Annotated in this window: 12 protein-coding genes; 4 read left to right on the forward strand and 8 right to left on the reverse strand. The window is 40.3% G+C overall.

Annotated elements, in window-relative coordinates; all coding sequences use genetic code 11:
- Nucleotides 1-39: 39 nt before the first annotated feature.
- Nucleotides 40-1,254, reverse strand: a complete 1,215-nt coding sequence (locus AACZ87_RS04800; protein WP_339865391.1) for a hypothetical protein — start codon at nt 1,252-1,254, stop codon at nt 40-42.
- 185 nt (nt 1,255-1,439) lie between these two features.
- On the opposite strand from AACZ87_RS04800, the gene AACZ87_RS04805 reads away from it, so the two are divergent.
- Entirely contained in the window at nt 1,440-1,604 is a 165-nt protein-coding gene (locus AACZ87_RS04805) for a hypothetical protein (RefSeq protein WP_339865393.1), read from the forward strand.
- Nucleotides 1,605-2,072: 468 nt separating this feature from the next.
- Here AACZ87_RS04805 and AACZ87_RS04810 read toward each other — a convergent pair whose 3' ends face one another.
- Complete coding sequence (locus tag AACZ87_RS04810; protein ID WP_339865395.1) at nt 2,073-4,598, reverse strand: DUF3857 domain-containing protein; 2,526 nt, start codon at nt 4,596-4,598, stop codon at nt 2,073-2,075.
- Between the two features lie 595 nt (nt 4,599-5,193).
- On the opposite strand from AACZ87_RS04810, the gene AACZ87_RS04815 reads away from it, so the two are divergent.
- Together AACZ87_RS04815 and AACZ87_RS04820 are read left to right on the forward strand one after the other, a co-directional pair.
- A complete protein-coding gene (locus tag AACZ87_RS04815; protein WP_339865397.1) occupies nt 5,194-8,250 on the forward strand; it encodes a TonB-dependent receptor in 3,057 nt (1,018 codons plus the stop codon).
- A 20-nt stretch (nt 8,251-8,270) separates the two neighbouring features.
- A complete protein-coding gene (locus tag AACZ87_RS04820; RefSeq protein ID WP_339865399.1) occupies nt 8,271-9,734 on the forward strand; it encodes a RagB/SusD family nutrient uptake outer membrane protein in 1,464 nt (487 codons plus the stop codon).
- A gap of 671 nt (nt 9,735-10,405) precedes the next feature.
- On the opposite strand, the gene AACZ87_RS04825 is transcribed toward AACZ87_RS04820, so the two are convergent.
- The 4 genes from AACZ87_RS04825 to sbnA form a co-directional block, all read right to left on the reverse strand.
- Nucleotides 10,406-11,143, reverse strand: a complete 738-nt coding sequence (locus tag AACZ87_RS04825; protein ID WP_339865401.1) for a DUF3891 family protein — start codon at nt 11,141-11,143, stop codon at nt 10,406-10,408.
- A 12-nt stretch (nt 11,144-11,155) separates the two neighbouring features.
- The gene (locus AACZ87_RS04830; protein ID WP_339865403.1) at nt 11,156-12,592 is read right to left on the reverse strand and encodes a Y4yA family PLP-dependent enzyme; all 1,437 of its coding nucleotides are present in this window, start codon (nt 12,590-12,592) and stop codon (nt 11,156-11,158) included.
- Nucleotides 12,592-14,400, reverse strand: coding sequence for an FAD/NAD(P)-binding protein (locus AACZ87_RS04835; RefSeq protein WP_339865404.1), 1,809 nt, complete (start codon nt 14,398-14,400; stop codon nt 12,592-12,594). The genes AACZ87_RS04830 and AACZ87_RS04835 overlap by 1 nt, the downstream gene beginning before the upstream one ends.
- A 168-nt stretch (nt 14,401-14,568) precedes the next feature.
- Nucleotides 14,569-15,552: a 2,3-diaminopropionate biosynthesis protein SbnA gene (gene sbnA, locus AACZ87_RS04840; protein ID WP_339865405.1), complete on the reverse strand. Its 984-nt coding sequence runs from the start codon at nt 15,550-15,552 to the stop codon at nt 14,569-14,571.
- Between the two features lie 603 nt (nt 15,553-16,155).
- On the opposite strand from sbnA, the gene AACZ87_RS04845 reads away from it, so the two are divergent.
- Nucleotides 16,156-17,352 carry an AI-2E family transporter gene (locus tag AACZ87_RS04845; RefSeq protein ID WP_339865407.1) on the forward strand — a complete coding sequence of 399 codons (1,197 nt, stop codon included), beginning with the start codon at nt 16,156-16,158 and terminating at the stop codon, nt 17,350-17,352.
- 290 nt (nt 17,353-17,642) lie between these two features.
- Here AACZ87_RS04845 and AACZ87_RS04850 read toward each other — a convergent pair whose 3' ends face one another.
- Nucleotides 17,643-18,125 (reverse strand): PAS domain-containing protein, encoded by a 483-nt coding sequence (locus AACZ87_RS04850; RefSeq protein ID WP_339865409.1) that lies wholly within the window; start codon nt 18,123-18,125, stop codon nt 17,643-17,645.
- A 199-nt stretch (nt 18,126-18,324) separates the two neighbouring features.
- On the reverse strand, nt 18,325-18,783 hold the full coding sequence (locus AACZ87_RS04855) for a GNAT family N-acetyltransferase (RefSeq protein WP_339865411.1): 459 nt from the start codon (nt 18,781-18,783) through the stop codon (nt 18,325-18,327).
- Between the last annotated feature and the right edge of the window lie 98 nt (nt 18,784-18,881).

Raw genomic sequence — 18,881 nt, forward strand, 5'->3', positions numbered from 1 at the left:
AAGAATCCTATCAATTCCCTCCTGCTTCAGCTGGAGGTTTTAAAAAAAATCCAATTCAATTCTGCTTAAGCCAATTTTACTTCCTTCTTCCTGCGGGTCGGTCCAAGCGAAATAGACCTTACCACCATGAATTTCCATCTGCGGAAAGCCACTATTTCTGGCTGGATCCATGGTAGTCACTTTTCGGATAGGGAAATCATCGCCTGCTTTATTTACCTTTCGAACATACAGAAAGGTGGAATCATTTTCCATTCCCATCCAGGAAACCAATCCATTTTCCTCATCCAAAAGTGCTACATCTACCCTACCCATGTCGCCGGATTTCCCGATAAGTTGTGGAGCTGAAAAACTTGCTCCAGCATCTGAAGAAAATGCAAGCTTCACCTGCGCGCTTTGGTTTACATCGGTGAACCAGCTTACCAGAACCGTTTTGCCTGAGGCTGCGACTTTTGGACCATTCACCGGACAGCCCTTAATTTCCCAGCCATCTGGAGAGATGATCATAGGCTCAGTCCAACGCCCATCCACCAATCTGGTAATGGCAATATCCCGAATCTCCCGATCGGATCGGTTTCTGTACACTACCACTGGCCCCAGCTCCGTCATCGCAGCGGAGGTCTGACAACAGTCGCAGGTGCGAGCATCCAAAAGCTCGTCCCATAGAACTTTCCCTTCCAAATCCACCTCTCCAGCACGTATGGACATGGCACCATTGTTGCCTCCATGATCATGCCCTTCTCCGCCAGTGTTCCTACCATCTAGCCAAGTAATGAAAAATGTGCTGTCACTGCTTGCTATAGAACTAACAAATCCATGTTCCGTGAAGGTACTATCACGATGCAAAGGAAGTCCGGTATTCCAGCTTGCTTTGCCTTGGGGCAAGACATTTAACTTGACATCATATGCATAGGTATCCGGAGCCGATTTTTGGAGATTATGTACTAATAAGTTTCCCTTGTTTTGGGTAATGGCGGGAAAATCAGCCCAGTTTATAAACCAGTCCGAACCTTCAGTAATGAGCTGGGAACTGCCAAACTGATCCTTTTCGAATTGGGAATAGAAGACCCCATAAGTAGTATCATTGAGCTTCCCTACATAGGAAAGGAGAAGATTTTCTCCATCAGAGTTTAAACTAGGAAACGAGGTGCCTCCAGTTCCAGGAAAATTAAGGATTTCAAACAGAGGTTCAGGCGCTATGTTTTTTTGGCAAGAAAGTAAAAAAATTAGAGGGAGAAGGGAAAGCAGTTGTTTCATCCCTCTAAAGTATGAAATGGGGAATTCAAAATAGGCTTACTAACCAAAGTCAGTTAGATTTTCGAGAATGATTCCAAGAAAATTGATGTATGAAAGCCTGAGTCCTAATAGTTTGCTTTACTCATCACAATCTCTCGTTCTTTTCTTTTTTGACCTTTATTATCCTTCTACGGAAAATTAGATAGATGATAAGAATCACTATCGGAATCACCAGAAAGATAACTAAGTCACTGGTTTCTGATAAGTCTACTGGGCCAGTTGGCTTGGGTACATCTTTTGGCACTTGGGAATATGAGATGCATGGAACAAGGATCAGTGCCAATAGTAGACTGAATACGGTGGAGATATAGTTTAAGAAGTTGTTCATCATTACTGGTATTAGGTTATTTTAAATCAGAAATGTATTCAAACTTAAAATTGGTAAGCGATTATACATAATACCACAAATTTCAATCCGATCATGTGTTTTGGTTTTGAAATCGCAATCTCATCAGCTAACATTCACTCAAGAACCTTTATTTCGTCAAAGAGATTTTTTGAGCTAGATAACAGCTATAGTTTAAAGAGAGTATTGGGTGAATATTTCTACTCTCAGCATATTCACTTGAATGAACTAAGCTAAAACTAGGCTTTGTATAAAACTGAAAATTAGACTTCAATTTCAATTTGAACTATAGCATTCCTGTAGATTCCTAAGAGATCATTAGCATAATTGTCAATTCATAGCAAGCAAGCCAACGCGTTTGATCACTTTTTAGTGAGGTCAACTATTACTATGTACTATGAAGGAATCAGCTTATTTTGAGACTCAGGTTCCATTAATTTTGATATTGGTCTATCAAAAAAGGTGCATCTGGTTTGCCAATAGCCTCATATTTATTAGTAAAAGTTGATTTAACCCTTCTTGATTTGATGAAGTAGGGCAACCAAATAAATAAACCTATGATACCTCTAGCAAGATCTCTTGGGGAGGAAAAAGAACCCAGTTCATGGAAATATTGCTGAAGAACATAAGCCTCAAGAAGTAAAGAAGCCACATTCACAGAAATAAAAATAATATAAAGTTGAGGAGCTCCAGTTCTTAACTTGAAAAAGAAAATTGCTGTAATAATTGAGAAAGCGAAAAGGCCTATTAGAAAAATAAAAGAGATTCCATAATACACTAATAAACCAGTAGTATAACCGCTGACATTTTCCCATGTGGAATCAGAAAAATACCCACCTTCTATCAAGTTATATAGGATCAAAAGTGGAGTTGTTACTAAGGAAATAGCAGGAAACACTAACCAACCTCCTATCCCATCATATTTACTGATTGCTAAAGGTTCTGGATTATATGTAATATAAAGCTGATACCCAAGATAAAAGAAAGCACCTAAAAAAAGCAGACTCGCGAGAATAGCGAAAATACTAGATGAACCACCTGAGTTTGGGCTATGAGTTAAAAAGAAGCTAAGTTCTTCCTTAATTTTGCTTTTGACTTCCAATAATTTGCTTACTTCAGACCCTACAATACTGGATTGTAGTATATTCAATTTATGATTAATTTGAATGATATTGCCCTCTCCGACTATCTCGTTTTCATAGGTTAAGGCATCGGATTCAATTCGGGTTTTATAATCCTCTACTGGCCAATAACTAGGCATAATTAATTTGGTACTTAAGGAAAAGCTTTCCAACTGACCAACATAATAATCCATTTCTCTACTTGGAGATTGAGGGAAATTCAAGCGGGAATTCATTTCTAAAGGGTAAATTTCAGCATAAAGATCTTCTTCATCCTCTTTAGATTTTTCCCAAAAGTCATCTATAGCATATCTTTCAATGGTGGTAACTACATTGGAAATGCTACGGTCAGAATCTAAGAATTCTATGGGCGATACAGATTGGATACCCGGGTATAATCCAGAATAAAAATTTAAGTAGGTTTTAGAAATTTCATCTACAGTACTATTCATAAAATCTGATCTCACCTCATCGGCTCTTCTACCTCTATATTCTGTTTTAATCTGTAAAGTAGCCTTACCTAGCATATCGCTGACAGTGAATATTTCTTCTACTTTTTGACTGGCATTATGAGAAGTTGGAATAGTAAACAGGTCAGTATTTCCAGGCTTCAAAATCAAACCACTTTTGTAATCAGGGAAATAAATATCTGTAAGATTTCCCCCTTGCCCTGAGATAGTAGGATCCACAAAGAAATCCTCTCCATTCCAGGTGTAAGTGACAACACAATGATCAAACGTGGCAGCATTTGCAGAGAAAGCGGCAATATTATCCTTCCACTGCGTATTGACAAGCATGGGATACGCCTCTAACCCCTCATTCCTTAGCAAGGCCACTAGCAATAAGGATTTGTCTTTGCAATCGCCAAACTTCTGATTGAATACTTTTAACGGGGCATTTGGAAGGTAGCCACTCATACCGGACTCTAACCCCAAGTACCTAACATCATCTTGAACATATCGGATAATACCTGTAATCCGAGCGATGTTATCTTTAATTTCTGGAAGTTGCTTAGTTATTACCTGAATATCTTTCTCCGAATAGTTATAAAGAGGTAAGGCCCAATCTACCACTGCCTTCCAGTCTTCGAAAGTTGAATAGGATGTGAGCGGATATAGGGCCGACCAATAAGGAACATTGGTGTCAAAACTGAGGGCTTCCAGTCCGCTGTGTTGCCATTCGTAAATATCTAGACCATTTAACTTAGACTTCTCAGGTTTGTAATTATGGCCTTTTGCATGGATTTGAAGATTTTGTCCTTCTGGCACAAGAACCCTGTAATTAAACAATTCAACTTTGGAATAAAACTTATGATATAAAAATCCTGAATACTGATCCCCATATACAGGATTAAAGCCTTTCAACGTAAAGCTGTAATCAATAATATCATTTTTCTGGACATCTGTGAGATGTAATAAGGCACTGATGGCACCATCATAAATATGCCTATCTGAACTACTCTCTTTTTGTAAAAACTTGAAATCTTGGGGTTTTAGCTTATTGATAGGATTTCCATTTCTATAAATAATGACCTCATGAACTTCCAACTTTTGATAGCTAGGATCATAATCAATTTGAATATCAGAATTTCCTTGGATACCGTCGGGCGTTAAAACCTGCATGGCATACCGTACAAAAACCTCCTTTTTTTGTAGATTCTTTTGTTCTTCAACCAGCAAATAGCGGTACCCTTCCCCAATTTCTATTTCTCGCTGCTCATCAAAATTTACCCCATAAGTCTCTACCCAATCTGGCGCCTTTGTTACGTTGATTTTTTGGGCATGACTCAAATAATTTAGGCTAATAAATATCGATGCGAGTAGAAATATTCTCTTCATAAATCCTATTGGAACTAAAATGATAATGGAAATATACTAGTTTAAACCCCACTTTCTAATACTTTTCAACTTGTAGTCTAAATTTATTTTTTTGATTGATTTAGCTAATTGATTTTTAGACTTATAGATTATTATGATTATCCGCAATGATGCCAGTCACCTTAGATACTTTGCTTATCAGATTGGAAGACCGATGACCGAAGACTCCCGTAGTGGCGGGACAGGCAGAAGTGGCCTCAAATCTTAAGTCTAACAGATCTTACATTGCTTTTGCCACCATACTGATGGAAAAGCGGATATACCTATAGATTATAAAAAACATATCAGAAGAAAGGTGGAAGGGGTTTCAATCCATACTGGTAAATTCTAGGAGTGCATCTGACAGGTGTTTCAAATACTAGTTGCAAACTGAGGACTTTTTACCTCACAGTGCCGAACTAACTACCTTTTTATCATCACACAAAAATAATTATTCCAAGGTATTTTTTAATTAAAACATCAATTAGGACTTCCTATAATGATTTACAACCATTTAATAGAACTACTGGAATAATAGTTGGCTTACGTTTCACTACAACACCCCCACAAACCAACTATGAATAAGACTACCGCCTATGCTTTGCTATTTTGCTTTGCATCGGGTTTAGCCTCAGAAAGCTTAGCAAAAAGTAACGCTGCAACCTTTCTACAGGATACTATCCCCGCTAGAAACACTATCTCTGCCTCTGAATCAACAAACACTATTGTCACAGGAACGGTGAGCGATACAGAAGGAAATTCACTCCCCGGTGCCACTGTTCAACTCAAGGATTCTGACTCTGGAACTATCACTGACGATTCGGGAAAGTACAGCATAACTTTACCAGATACTCAGGATGAGATTGTACTGGTATTTTCATTCCTGGGTTTTCAGTCAAAAGAAATTACCCTTGGCAATCAGACCAAAGTAGACGTCACCCTAACCAATGAGGAACAAGAACTAGATGAAGTCGTGGTGATTGGCTATGGCTCAGCCAGGAGAGCAGATCTTACGGGGGCTGTAGCACAGGTCAATTCCGATGAGCTAAATGCTTTTCCTACAGCCAATGTGCTCCAATCTCTTAACGGTAGAGCGCCAGGCGTACAGGTAATCCAAAACAATGGCGCTCCAGGAGGCGGTGTGTCAGTTAGAATCAGAGGGGCCAACTCTATCCAAGGCGATAATGATCCGCTTTATGTAATAGATGGTTTCCCGTTTTCCGGAAATCCTACCAACCTCAACAATTCAGACATCGCAAGTATAGAGATTCTTAAAGATGCTTCTGCTACAGCAATCTATGGCTCCAGGGGTGCCAATGGAGTTGTGCTGATTACTACCAAAAATGGAAGTGGAGCAGGTACGGTGGTCGAATTTGACGCTGCTTACAGTATACAGAGACTAAGAAATAAGCTTGACCTGATGAATGGAAGTCAGTATGCACAATTGATGAATTTGCAGGCAAAGAATGATGGCTTGGAACCGTATTTCTCCGATTCAGAAGTAAATGCTTTAGGAAAAGGCACAGACTGGCAGGATGAGATTTTCCAGCAGGCCCCCATCAAAAACACTTCCCTAAGCATATCCGGTGGTGGGGACAATACCCAGTTTTTGGTAGGAGGAAGTATCTACCAACAGGACGGAATAATAAAAGGATCTGACTACGACAGATATTCCATCCGATCAACTATTAATCATAAGATTAGTGACAAATTCAAGGTTGATTTTAACAGTACGTTGAGCAAATTAGTCACAGCCCGAAGAGATAGTGAAGGGGGATCCAGAGGTGCAAGTATGATCGGTGCAGCGTTGGTGGCCTCTCCCCTTTCTTCTCCTTATACCTCCGACGGAACCATCAATAATCTGGCAGATGATTTTCCTTTTGTGTCACCGGATCTGATTAACCCATTCTATTTTATCAACGAGCAATCCACCATCATCACGGCAAATGTAATTTTGGCAAATGCAGCAATCAGCTATAATCCTATTCCCGAAATCACAATTAAAATTTCCGGAGGCATAGAAAACCGCGATGATAGAACAGACAATTACCGAAGTAGAAACTTCATCAATAGCAATGGTAGTGCAAGTATTTCCACTACTCAGTACCTGAGTCGACTGAATGAAAATACCATTACCTATGCCGATGTATTCAATGAAAAGCATGATCTGAATGTTTTGGCGGGATTTACTTACCAGGATTTTACCACAAAATTCTTGGCAGGAAGTGGTGCTGGGTTTTTAAGTGATCTCTATGAAACTGATAATCTTGGCGCAGCGGAAACTCCAGGGATTCCTACTTCAGGGTATGCTAACTCCGTTTTGCTTTCTTATTTGGGAAGAGTGAATTATGGCTTTAATAATAAATATCTCATCACAGCATCTTTCCGGGCTGATGGCTCTTCTAGATATAGTGAAGGAAATAAGTGGGGTTATTTTCCTTCTGGAGCTATCGCCTGGAAAGTATCCGAGGAGGAGTTTATGAAAACTCAGGAAGCAATTTCCACTTTGAAAATCAGATCCAGCTGGGGAATGACGGGTTCTCAGGCGATTAGTCCTTATGCTACACTAAACAGACTTTTCCCCGGTTACACAGTCTTTGGAGATGAACTTTACAATTTTCTCGCGCCGGGATCTACACTTCCGGGAGATCTTAAGTGGGAAACAACTGAGCAATTTGACTTGGGATTGGATTTAGGACTTTGGAATGATCGAATCATTTTGGGAGCCGATTATTATATCAAAACCACAGAGGATCTACTCAGTACCGTTCGCTTACCGAGTTCTTTTGGCTACACCACTACGATTGACAACGTGGGCTCCATAGAAAATAAGGGAGTTGAGTTAAGCCTTTTTGCACAGCTATTCTCAGCTGATTTCAGATGGAGTCTGGATGGAAATATTTCCTTCAATCGCAACAAAGTCCTGAGCTTGAACGAGGGTCAGCCTATCCTGACGAATTTCATTAATGTGATAACTATTGCGGATAACTTCTCCATAATGGAAGAAGGAAAGCCGTTGGGACAGTTTTATGGATATCAGGAGGACGGGTATACAGAGTCCGGAGCCATCAAATTTAAAGATTTGAATAATGACGGAGAGATTTCGGAAGAAGACAAAACTTATATAGGAAATCCAAACCCAGACTTCTTTTATGGCTTTAATTCAAACATGACTTACAAGGGTTTCCAACTTGACCTTTTCTTTCAGGGGAGCCAAGGAAACGACATCATGAATGTAAGTGCGATTTCCAGCACGATGGATTACGGACAAGGTTTGAATATGCCTGAGGAGGTATTGACGGATAATTGGACGCCACAGAATCCGGACGCCAAATACCCTAAAATCAGCAGAAACTCCAGCGCGCGTGTGTCTGATAGATTTGTGGAAGATGGTTCTTATTTGAGGTTAAAGAATGTGCTGCTGGCGTATAATTTCCCGTTGAAAAAATCCAAAGGTAATTTCCTGCAAAGCCTCAGAATCTACGCAAGTGGACAAAACCTCTTGACTTTCACCGACTATTCCTGGTGGGATCCTGAGGTAAACAGTAAAGGAAGCGACAATAGATTGGGCATAGATCACTTCAGTTATCCTATCCCGAAATCCTACACAATCGGCCTAAACGCTACTTTTTGACCCTCTCAACCAACCATGCCATGAACGTATTTAAAAACTATAAAAAATTAAATTCCAAGATCTTATTCACAGGATTATTGATGGTGGGAGGAATTGTAAGTTCCTGCAATAGCCTTCTGGAAGAAGAACCTAAGACTATCGTCTCAGAGAATTTCTACCAAAGTAAATCTGATTTTGATGCAGCCACAAACGCAATATATTTTCCACTTCGGATGGTGAGATCAGAACAGGTTGCTGTACTCAGCGCCCACACAGATTGGGGATATGGCAGAGGAAGTCGCGCCCAATACAATGACTTTGACGGCTTCAATCCCACGAACATGAATGCTGCTGCTGAACGATGGAACAGTTTCTATCAAGGAATTCGAAACGCGAATTTAGTCATAGAAAAAGCTCCGCTCAGCGAACTTTTGACAAGGGATGAAATGAATAGCTACCATGCTGAAGCGAAGTTTCTACGTGCGCTCACCTATTTTGATTTGGTCAGAAACTGGGGTGGAGTTCCACTTCGGACTGATTTAAATAGTAACGATAAGGATGTGCCAAAAAGTAGTGAAGAAGATGTCTATGCTTTTATCCTAGCTGATCTGGCAGATGCTGAAGAGAACCTTCCTACGGTCGCCACAGCCCCTGGAAGACCTACCCTATGGGCTGCCAAAACGCTGCTGGCCGATGTATATCTACAACTTGAAGAGTTTGAGATGGCCAAAACCAAAGCGCAGGAAGTGATAGATTCCGGGGAATTCCAGTTAGTCGAAATAACTTCTGTAGATGATCTCCGAGAAAAGATTTTTGGAGCAACTTTAATCAGTTCCAGCGAAGAAGTTTTCTCGTTCAAATTCACCAGACAAACTGGTCAGGGCAATGGACTTCCATGGATATTGAATCATCCAAGCACAGGACTATACAATTTTGGTGGGGCCTATGCTCATTATGGAGATGCTACCAATCCATTTTACAAGGAATGGGAAGATGGGGACCTTCGTAAGGAACTCTGGCAACTTGTGGATTTTGGACTCGGAGATTCCACAATCGTCAATGGAAAATACGCTGAACCTCAAGCCGTGGATAATACAGGAGCAGGTAATGACCTTCCTATTTATCGGTATTCAGAATTACTGCTTATCTATGCCGAAGCTTCTGCACGAGTGGATGGGGTGACTGAAGCCAATCTCGAAGCAGTAAACCAGGTTCACCGAAGAGCATTTGGGCTAGAACCTATGGTTGAATCTGAAAAGGATTATGTCTTGACAACTATAACTTTAGAAGATTTTCTAGATCTAATTCTACAGGAAAAAGCCTATGAGACACAGTTCGAGGGAAAGCGTTGGTTGGATTTGAAAAGAACCGGTAGAGCTGAGGAATTTGTAATGAAAAACAAGGGGATTTCGATCTCAGAAAAGCACTACTTATGGCCTATTCCTTTGGAGGAATTGAACTTCAATGAGGCAATGAGTGCAAGTGATCAAAACCCTGGTTATTAAAAGAATGTGATTATACGAAATCGTGCCAGTAGCATGTATCTAGCCAAAGGGCCTCGAGAAGCTAGGTTACTCGGCCTAGTTTGTGAGATCCACGTACACCGAGCCCGGTTACTGAGCTTGTCGAAGTATGTCGAGGTCTTAAGGATTATAATTTGATTACTAGGGGCTAAAAAGTGTATAATCGTTTAGAAGATTATGATTTTGCGCAATGATGCCAGTCACCTTTGATTCTTTGTTAATCAGGTTAGAAGACCGATGACCGAAGACTCCCGCAGTGGCGGGACAGGCAGAAGTGGCCTCAATTCTTAAGTTTAACAGATCTTACATTGCTTTTGCCATCTTACTGGTAGAAAAGCGGATATACATATAGAAGATTTTTGGCCACTTCCCTTACTATTCAAAGTAACAAGATACTCAAGGCTAGAAAAGGAGGAATTTAGGAATTTCTCCCTTTCTAAAGCTATAGTATGATTATCCGCAAAGATGCCAGTTACCTTTGATTCCTTGTTTATCTGGGCGGCAGACCGACACTTCTGCTATGCTCGGTACAAGTGACCGAAAACTCCCGCACTGGCGGGACAGGCTGAAGCGGCCTCAATTCTATAGTTTAACATATCCTTTTTTGTTTTTGACTCCACACTGGCACAAAAGCGGATGATCATTTTATTAATTCAGCCTATTTGTCGACGGAAAAGAAATCTCATTTCTTTGGGATGAAGGAAATCAAGATCTGATCGAAGCTCTTGGTCTTCATTATAAAAATCCTTGCTCGTGTGGAAATACTCGCAATGAAAGACAGCCTCATCTTCAGCAAATATCCATGGGTGAAGTTGATACTCGCCAGTTGAAAGTTTGTTTAAGGTAATGTTTCTATCATCTACTATAGACCTAATTTGAACAGGGTTTTTGTGGCTATCAAAATCATTTTGGCACAAAGCAAGAGAGAGATCATCACAAAACCTTAGGAACTCATAGCATTGTGCTACTTCTTCTGTCTTTAAGCCCATGTTCAAAATAATTTCCTCATAGGATTTCGTCAGTTCTTCCAGAAATCTTTGAACTTCCAACTCTTTGGATTCTCCGTATAGTTTTTGGAAATGTGCACTAACCATCAAGACTATAAAGCTCGATTTATATTTTGCACTTGTGACCACTGCTTTAGCTTGCTTCAAATCGACTTGTTCTCGCTGACGATAATCTAGCGGAGCTCCTGAGACAGTAAGGTTGTCCCGCTCATTCCATTTGGGTTGGTCATTGTCATGCTCCCCTATGCTTTCCATACCAGCTGCCCAAAACTTCTCAATAGGCCAAAACTTCCGATCCAGTTTCAATCCTATATCCATTGCAAGCAATGCATGGGCTTTATGAAAGATTATTTTCCAACCTTGATCTATTGGACTAACTATCATTACAGAGGTTTTTTAAAGGTTTTCATCATTTTGGAAATGGGCAGAATCAATCCTGCCATTTTCCGTCAAACGATTCCAGATCAGATTTTTGGCTAAAGGAAATAGATGTGCACTTGACTCAAAAAAGTGCATCATATATCCGGCTGTATTTACAAAAATCACCAAGTCTCCTACCTGCGGAAGTTTTTTCAAAGTGATTTTTCGTTTCAGCAGAACGTCTCTTTCCAGACAATATGCGCCAGTGAAGTACACTTCCGCGCTTTGCTCTTCCTCATCATCGCTTTGATATATTACAAAAGGATCCAACATGAAGTCAGCGCTTCCACTGAGCATTTGGGTCATGTTCATTTCCAGACCGACCAACCAATCGCCCCTAGAATCCTTCTTTCTGAAAGCAACTTTAGCAGCAGTGAGCCCAACCTGATCTAACATGGACCTTCCAGGCTCCATCCTTATTTCAATTCCTAGATTCTTGGTCTGCTGCGCCAGCGTATCCCCGGAAGAAGATTTATGAGCTAGAATCTTTCTAAGAAAATCACCTTTTGACAGGTAATTCCAAAATGGATAAGTTTTAAGCTCGCCCAGCAGTGCACCGCCAAATACTTGCAATCCAAAACCTTGGTTGTCAAAAGTAATCGGGTCAATTTTATTACTGATCGCCCGGCGAAGTTGTAAGCTGAAATTATCCCATTCTGTTTCGTACTTGAGGTAGTTCATCAGAATTCCACCACCTATATCTATGAATTCAGTTTGAAAACCTTTCTGGGACAACTGCTTCGATAATGCTAGACACTGGCTCAACGCTATACTTCGCTCTTCTATGGAATAGCCGTTAAGGTGAAAATGCAGCCCTTTGTAGGTGAGTTGATCAAATCGCCCAGACTCTGAGAAATTGTCATCAACGAATGTGCTCAGGGTTTCTATGTCGAATCCAAATCTGCTATAAAGTTTAGTTTCCCGAATTAGAAAACCACTTACACGAAAGGCAATGTTTGCTCTTTTTCCTTCCTCTTTCGCGATTTCTTGTACCTGAATACACTCATCTTCATTATCAAGTACAAGTAAACTTCCGTTTCTAACTGCTTTCTCGATCAGTCCCCTGTTTTTAACCGCTGCTGTTACAATCAAATCCGACCCGGGAATCCCCATTTCCAGACATTGAGAATATTCCTGATAACTGGCAGTGTCTATCCCCATTCCTAGTGAATGAGCCTTTTGAACCACCCCCCTGGTTTTGTTGGCTTTTCTGGCGAAAAAGATTTTGTGTTTCAAACCTGCTTCCTCAAATACCCGATGGTATGATTCATAATTCTCATCCATTACATCCGTTTGATGAATATTTATCGGTGAGCCATGCTTTTCCAGCAGTTGATTCAATACCCCTGTTGCATCCATGAGCTCGTGCATCCAGGAAGATGTGATTGGTGTAAGTGTAGGTAAGTGAGCCATTAGATTGAGTTTAAACGAAGTTGGGTTTCGGGTTCTTCCAGAAGTAACTTTTGAGTTAGATTTCTAGCCCAATCACTTACGAAATCATTCCTCTTTCTGGAAAGAGAATCATTGTCATAAGTGAGTCCTTCTGTAGGAGTACCGGTGAAGGTAATTGTATCAATTGCCCAGCCAGTTTCATCCACTGGATGCCCCTTTTCATTGATAGCCACGCATCCAGGCCTAAAATCCAGACGGCCCTCCAATCGATTCACATACGGAATGATCATTTTTTGCTCTAGCAATGTTTCATAAAGTGGACCTGCGTAGCGATGCAACTGGATTTTGGGAATCCGCGCATCGATGAGGAAGTCTACTGAGACTTGCTCTTCTTTATTCTTTGAGCGTGTAAGCTTTGAGGAGTTGGAAATTTCCGGATTTTTGGAAAAAGAGAAATCTATTAAGCCTTCTTTTGCTATAGCTTCGATTTTTTTCATGTTCTCAATCGGAGGACCATAAGTTATTCTATTCAGATGCCCGGCATATTTTTCGAGGAAAGTTTTCTGGGATTGTGGCTTCAATCCGCCAAAACTGTAAAGCTCATTGAAGAAATCACTGAGGTGTCTCCACACATCTGCAGTAGCTGCAAAAGCACTTTTCTCAATGCCTATCTCAGCTTCCTGAATACTCATTTGAATGAATTCAAGTGTACTATTATTCAATTCCCTGTCCGAAAGAGTTCCTTCCAGAAAGCGATGAAAATCAAACCTCGGAATGTCAGGAAACTGCTCATGAAAGTTTTCAATCTGAAATTCCACTTCTGCATAATCTTTTAAAACTTCCAGCTTCAGCCCTTTTCCTGAAAATAACTTGGAGTAGTAAACAACTGTAAAATCCTGCTCAATAAGAGGTAAAAGTTGGCGCTCGAAGTCATATTTCCCTTCTAAAGTCTCAATAAATTCAACTGACTCCTGAGTGAAATAGAAAGGTGCCAATGAAGATTTGCCAAACGTATTACCTCTTGGAATCATCGGCAATCCTGACTTTGAGAATGGGAAAATTAGCTCAGGTTCCATCCCTGATTTAGTGTAGACCAGACAGCCCCGTCCATCCTCATGAAATACCCCTCCTCTCCCTTCAGTCAATGCTAACACTGCATCGATAAAGGTCAATCCCATTCCTTTAATGGCGACTTTACTCCCAGCAGAGACCTGCTTTAGGCGTGCATCTACCGGATAAATAAAGTCGATATGCCTATCCTGAGTTACTAACTCAGCATCATTGATACAAGGATGGCCCGTTGCTATCAGCAGGTTGTACACTGCATTTATTTCAATCTGAGAGCCATCAGCCAAGGCTTTGTAAAAAATAGAATAACGATTTTCTTCCCTTTCTATCCCTGTTACATCACCTACATGCTTGCAAATGGAGATATGATCTGGACAGTTTTCAACTAACTCATTGAATCCCTCAGCTAAGTATCTTCCCACTGTAGCTCTTGAAGAAAATGTAGCTTCAGTAGCTGTTGGGAACTCATCTTCATGCAGCTTCAACCATTCTACATAAGACTTGGGATGAGGAACTGCAGGTGGAGGATCTTGCTCAGGCCACATGTTGATGTAGGCATTGACATAATTCATTTTCAAGTAAGGAGGCTGAGCAGGATTATAGACTTCTCCAGCGCCAAAGGAGTCTGACTTGTTGAAGAGGTGAATTTCTATTGGAATAGGAACGTCTACTTGCGCTAGATTAGCAAGAAGGCGCTCTAGACCGTAGAGCCCTTTTGGACCTAATCCTACCATAGCTATTCTCATTTTCTCTTGATTCATTGATAATATATTTTGGCAATGTTAATCCGCATGTAAACCAGCATCACTTTTTTGCTTAGCCGACTAGTAGTCTGGATTCCTAAATGCTAGTTTTCCAAGCCTTTTAGAAACTTCATCCCTTTAACTTGAAAAGGAGCAACTATTCTAAAGGATTGAAAGATTAAGGAATCAAACGAGCACAGCTTCTCTAGTATAAATATTCTCTTCCACCCATTTTTCATTATAAATCGTATCTAAATACCTTTCACCGCGGTCACATAAAATCATAGCTACAGAAGCTCCATTCGGCATCTTTGAAGCATATTTTTTTACTGCTGACGTAACAGCTCCTGAAGATCCTCCGCATAGAATCGCTTCTCTATTCATCAACATATGACAACCTGCTACGCATTCTTCGTCAGTGACATGCACCACATCAAAAATTGATTCTGGGTCCAGAAATTGAGATTTTCTTCCTGCTCCATGGCCAGGTATTTTGCGTTCGCCAGCTGGAGTTCCAAAAATCACACTGCCCACCGCATCCACAGCAATTACTTTGGTTTTGAGCTTATTGTTAATGATGTATTCCGCACAGCCCATGAGTGTCCCACAAGTACTGGTAGCAGCAAAGAGGAAATCTGGTGCAGCTCCCAGATCTTTAACGATCTCGTGCATGGTCTGTTTGTGTGCTGCGGGATTTTGTGGATTTCCGTATTGATTTGTCCAAAAACTTCTAGGATTACTTTCTAACATCTCCTGCACTCTATCCAGCCTAGCTTGCAAATAACCTCCTTCTTGGGCTGGTTTGCTTACGAAATTCACTTTACCTCCGTAAGCTTTGATGATTTTTATATTTTGCTTGTTTACCATTGGATCTACCACTACTTCAAGATTCAGCCCGTAATACTTGCAAGTTTGGGCGAGGCCTATGGCCATATTTCCCGAGCTGGATTCTATCACCGTATCGCCCTTTTTCAACTTTCCAGTTTCCATTGCGTCGGTGATCAGTTGTAAGGCTGTGCGATCTTTAATACTTCCTCCGGGATTGAAAGCTTCCATTTTTGCGACAATTCTTAGCTGCTTATCTGGAAATAATCGATTAAGGCGAACTAGCGGTGTATGCCCTACAGTATCCAAAATTCTGGAGTAACAAGGTTGAGATGGGTTGTTCATTTTCCTATTTGGTTAAGCTATGAGATTTAGTTGGTTTAGTTTTACAAGCTATTCCTAACTAAAACCGAACCTTTCAATTCCCTAGAGCTGTGAAGCCCACATATAGTCTATAATCCTTGTCGAAAACCTTCACGTAAGATATTCCCATCCTCACCTAATGATTACTATAATCCCCATTGAGAATGATTCTAAAGGGACTTAAAAATTCACATGTTAAAAAGTCAAAAACTATTTCTTTGAATTTCGAAGCACTAGCCTCACCTATTTCTTTATAATAGAGTGTAGAAATCATACCGAGATGTAGGAAAAATTCACCCCACTCCTTCATTTATTTCTATTCTCCTCCCCAGTGAAGTTGTGTTTGAAAAATTACCCGGAAGGTGCAAGCCTGAAACTTCCAGCAAAAACAAAGGCCCCTAAATCAGTCCCATATCGGGAATCTTTTTTCGCATCTACACGCTACTCATTGCAGAGTGTAACACTGTAATCACTGGTAGGCCACTAATTTTTTTGGCTGAAAGATTGATTTCTATGCTAGTTGGAAAACAAACTTCGAGTGAATTTGAGGTTAAATAAACATCTACAGGGTTTTAGAAAAGCAAAATGAAATCAAAAGAAATACTACTTTCTCTTACGCTATTAGTCGTAGGATCCTATTTTTTCATAGTTGGAATTATAGAAGCTTCTGGCTTTCTAAAACCTCTATCTATCGCTGTACTTCTGACATTGATTTGTATTCCTTTCTGTAGAAAACTAGAAAGCTGGAGGCTTTCTCGCGGCATTTCTGCCTTGGTAAGTGTGATTTTAAGCTTACTGGTATTTATCTCCTTCTTTACAATTATTACCGCTCAAATAGCCAATATATCCGAACGCTGGCCAGAAATTCAGCGAAAAATGCAACCCAAATTAGAAGAGGTACAAGAGACCATAGCCGAAAAAACAGGGGTCAATTTCCAAAAAGAATTTCAGATGCTTTATCCAGCCAGTGAGGTAGAAAGTTCTTCCAATTCCGAAAACGAAAAGCAATCAAGTTCCTCGGCATCCCAAGGAACTTCTGCAGAATCTTCTCCTAAAGAAATGGTCTCGAATGCTTCCGAAGAGATAGGTATGATCGTGATGAATTTTTTCAACTTTATGTCTGGCGCCGTGCTTACATTGGTTTACTTGTTTTTTCTCCTGTTGTATAGAAATAAGGTAAAGCTGTCCGTTTTAAAGTTTTTCAGCAAAGCAAACCGGAAAGAAGCCGAAGAAGTAATGAATCATTCCATAGAGCTGGCATTGAATTTTATCGTAGGAAGAGTGATTTTGATAGCTTTTCTAGCGGTGATTTATAGCATAGGCCTATCCCTATCAGGAATCGAAAATGCCATACTCATCTCTGTCATCGCGGCTATTTTGTCTCTGGTGCCTTTTATTGGGAATATCATAGGTTATGGACTGTCCCTAGTAATGGCAGTTTTTGCAGGAGCCGAGCTTTGGGGGATTGTTGGAGTCAGTATCACCTTTGGACTTGCGCAATTTATAGAAAGCTATATACTAGAACCTTATGTAGTCGGAAGCAAAGTAGAAGTTAATCCACTAATAACCATCGTGGTCGTGATCCTGGGAGGTGCGATATGGGGAATCGTTGGAATGATTTTGAGTATTCCGATTGCAGGGATTTGTAAGATTATTTTTGATTTAATTCCTGCTCTTCAGCCGATTGGCTATGCCTTAGGTGAAAAAGATGTAGAAGGTGCTGATGAGGAAAACTTCCTTAGCAGATGGGGCAAAAAGCTATGGGAAAAAGTCAGTAAATAAAGTTCAGCAAACTACTTCTGTTGATCTCTTTAAATTTTGTGTAGTTGGAACCTACGCGTTCCTCCAAACATATTTTAAAACTGGAGGACTTTTACCTACCTAATTATCAATATTTTAAAACTCGAATCTTAGTCCCTTTGTTGAGCCCATTTGGATAAGGTTTAGGAAACGCAATGGGCTACAAAACCATAAAAAAACTACTGTCAGAAAATAAATCTGACAGTAGTTAACTAGTGATTCCAGAGGAATCAAAAGCACTAAACCCCTATCATAGAACTATTTTTACTTGCCTAGGCCACTTCTCGCTCCAAGGCTAGGTAATGCGTGATTCTTTTATTGGAATCATAAAGAGGAATAATTGAAATAAGGCATTCGTACTCCCTGCCATTTTTCTTATAGTTGGTAATCGTTTCGGAGATTCGCTCTCCTAGAATTAGCCCATTTCGGATTCTGTTCTTCACTTCAGTTCCTGTATTAATCCCTTGAAGAAAGGATGGTTTTTTGCCGAGAGCAAAATCAGGTGAATAGCCTGTCATGTCCTGGAACCCATCATTTACCCAGAGAATTTGTTGATTTATATCAGTCAACACCAGCGTCTGATAGTTGACGGAAAGCTCTTTAGAGAAATCTATCTCCCACTTATTGCTATTTCTTAAAGTGTTGAGATTTTCCAGATCAGAAGATATTTTACTTCGATGATTAAAAATTGGATTGGATATATCCCAGCTCATCAAAGGACTGGTCATGAATTTGGTTAGTATTTTAATTGCCATTAAATGCTAATTCTGTAGACAACTCATTTGTCTGTGTATGCTAATTATGCATTGTAACATGCGAAAGAGTGATTTGTTGGGCGGTTTTATGGCTTTGCTGAAAATAATATTATAGCGAAAGTCACAATCAATTGAGATAGACTGTTGCATGAGCTGGAAAACTTAATCAAGTTGAAAAAAACCAGCAACCTGAACTAGCTCAAGCAGGCAAGTCCTTTCTGAGCATTTCTATATGTTCTATGCCATCCTCATCGTAGACTTCCCCATCAGATTCAAACCCCAGGGATTCATAGAATTTGAGTGCATAAGTTTGAGCACCAATGCGAATTAATCCAGCTCCCAAAAGCTTTTGGCAATAGGTTATGGATAACTCCATCAGAACCTTTCCCAATCCCTTGCCTCTAGCAGAAAGGGAAGTAATCACTCTTCCAATGGAAATTTCCGCATAGGATAAACCTGCTGGCACCAATCTGCTGTAGCCTACCAGTTGCTCATCGGCATACAAAAGTAAGTGCAAGCATTTTTGATCCTTGTCGTCCTGATCCAGAAAAACACAGTTTTGCTCCACCACAAATACCTCACTTCTCAGCTTGAGAAGATTGTACAATTCATCCACAGTAAGTTCCTGAAATGCTTTGACGGTATGGGTTAGATTCATGGGGATAGTTTTTTTTAAGTATTTGTCAAAGGTCTTTGGACTTCGGCAAACCACCAAATATAAACTTAGCGAAAGGTTTGGATACTGTTTGAGGCAAC

Origin of the sequence: uncultured Algoriphagus sp. (assembly GCF_963974365.1) — a bacterium.
Classification (GTDB): domain Bacteria; phylum Bacteroidota; class Bacteroidia; order Cytophagales; family Cyclobacteriaceae; genus Algoriphagus.

Excerpts from the sequence above, each read along its gene's own strand:
- AACZ87_RS04800 (WP_339865391.1), bottom strand. The coding sequence starts at position 1,254 with ATGAAACAACTGCTTTCCCTTCTCCCTCTAATTTTTTTACTTTCTTGC.
- AACZ87_RS04805 (WP_339865393.1), top strand. The coding sequence starts at position 1,440 with ATGATAAGAATCACTATCGGAATCACCAGAAAGATAACTAAGTCACTG.
- AACZ87_RS04810 (WP_339865395.1), bottom strand. The coding sequence starts at position 4,598 with ATGAAGAGAATATTTCTACTCGCATCGATATTTATTAGCCTAAATTAT.
- AACZ87_RS04815 (WP_339865397.1), top strand. The coding sequence starts at position 5,194 with ATGAATAAGACTACCGCCTATGCTTTGCTATTTTGCTTTGCATCGGGT.
- AACZ87_RS04820 (WP_339865399.1), top strand. The coding sequence starts at position 8,271 with ATGAACGTATTTAAAAACTATAAAAAATTAAATTCCAAGATCTTATTC.
- AACZ87_RS04825 (WP_339865401.1), bottom strand. The coding sequence starts at position 11,143 with ATGATAGTTAGTCCAATAGATCAAGGTTGGAAAATAATCTTTCATAAA.
- AACZ87_RS04830 (WP_339865403.1), bottom strand. The coding sequence starts at position 12,592 with ATGGCTCACTTACCTACACTTACACCAATCACATCTTCCTGGATGCAC.
- AACZ87_RS04835 (WP_339865404.1), bottom strand. The coding sequence starts at position 14,400 with ATGAATCAAGAGAAAATGAGAATAGCTATGGTAGGATTAGGTCCAAAA.
- sbnA (WP_339865405.1), bottom strand. The coding sequence starts at position 15,552 with ATGAACAACCCATCTCAACCTTGTTACTCCAGAATTTTGGATACTGTA.
- AACZ87_RS04845 (WP_339865407.1), top strand. The coding sequence starts at position 16,156 with ATGAAATCAAAAGAAATACTACTTTCTCTTACGCTATTAGTCGTAGGA.
- AACZ87_RS04850 (WP_339865409.1), bottom strand. The coding sequence starts at position 18,125 with ATGGCAATTAAAATACTAACCAAATTCATGACCAGTCCTTTGATGAGC.
- AACZ87_RS04855 (WP_339865411.1), bottom strand. The coding sequence starts at position 18,783 with ATGAATCTAACCCATACCGTCAAAGCATTTCAGGAACTTACTGTGGAT.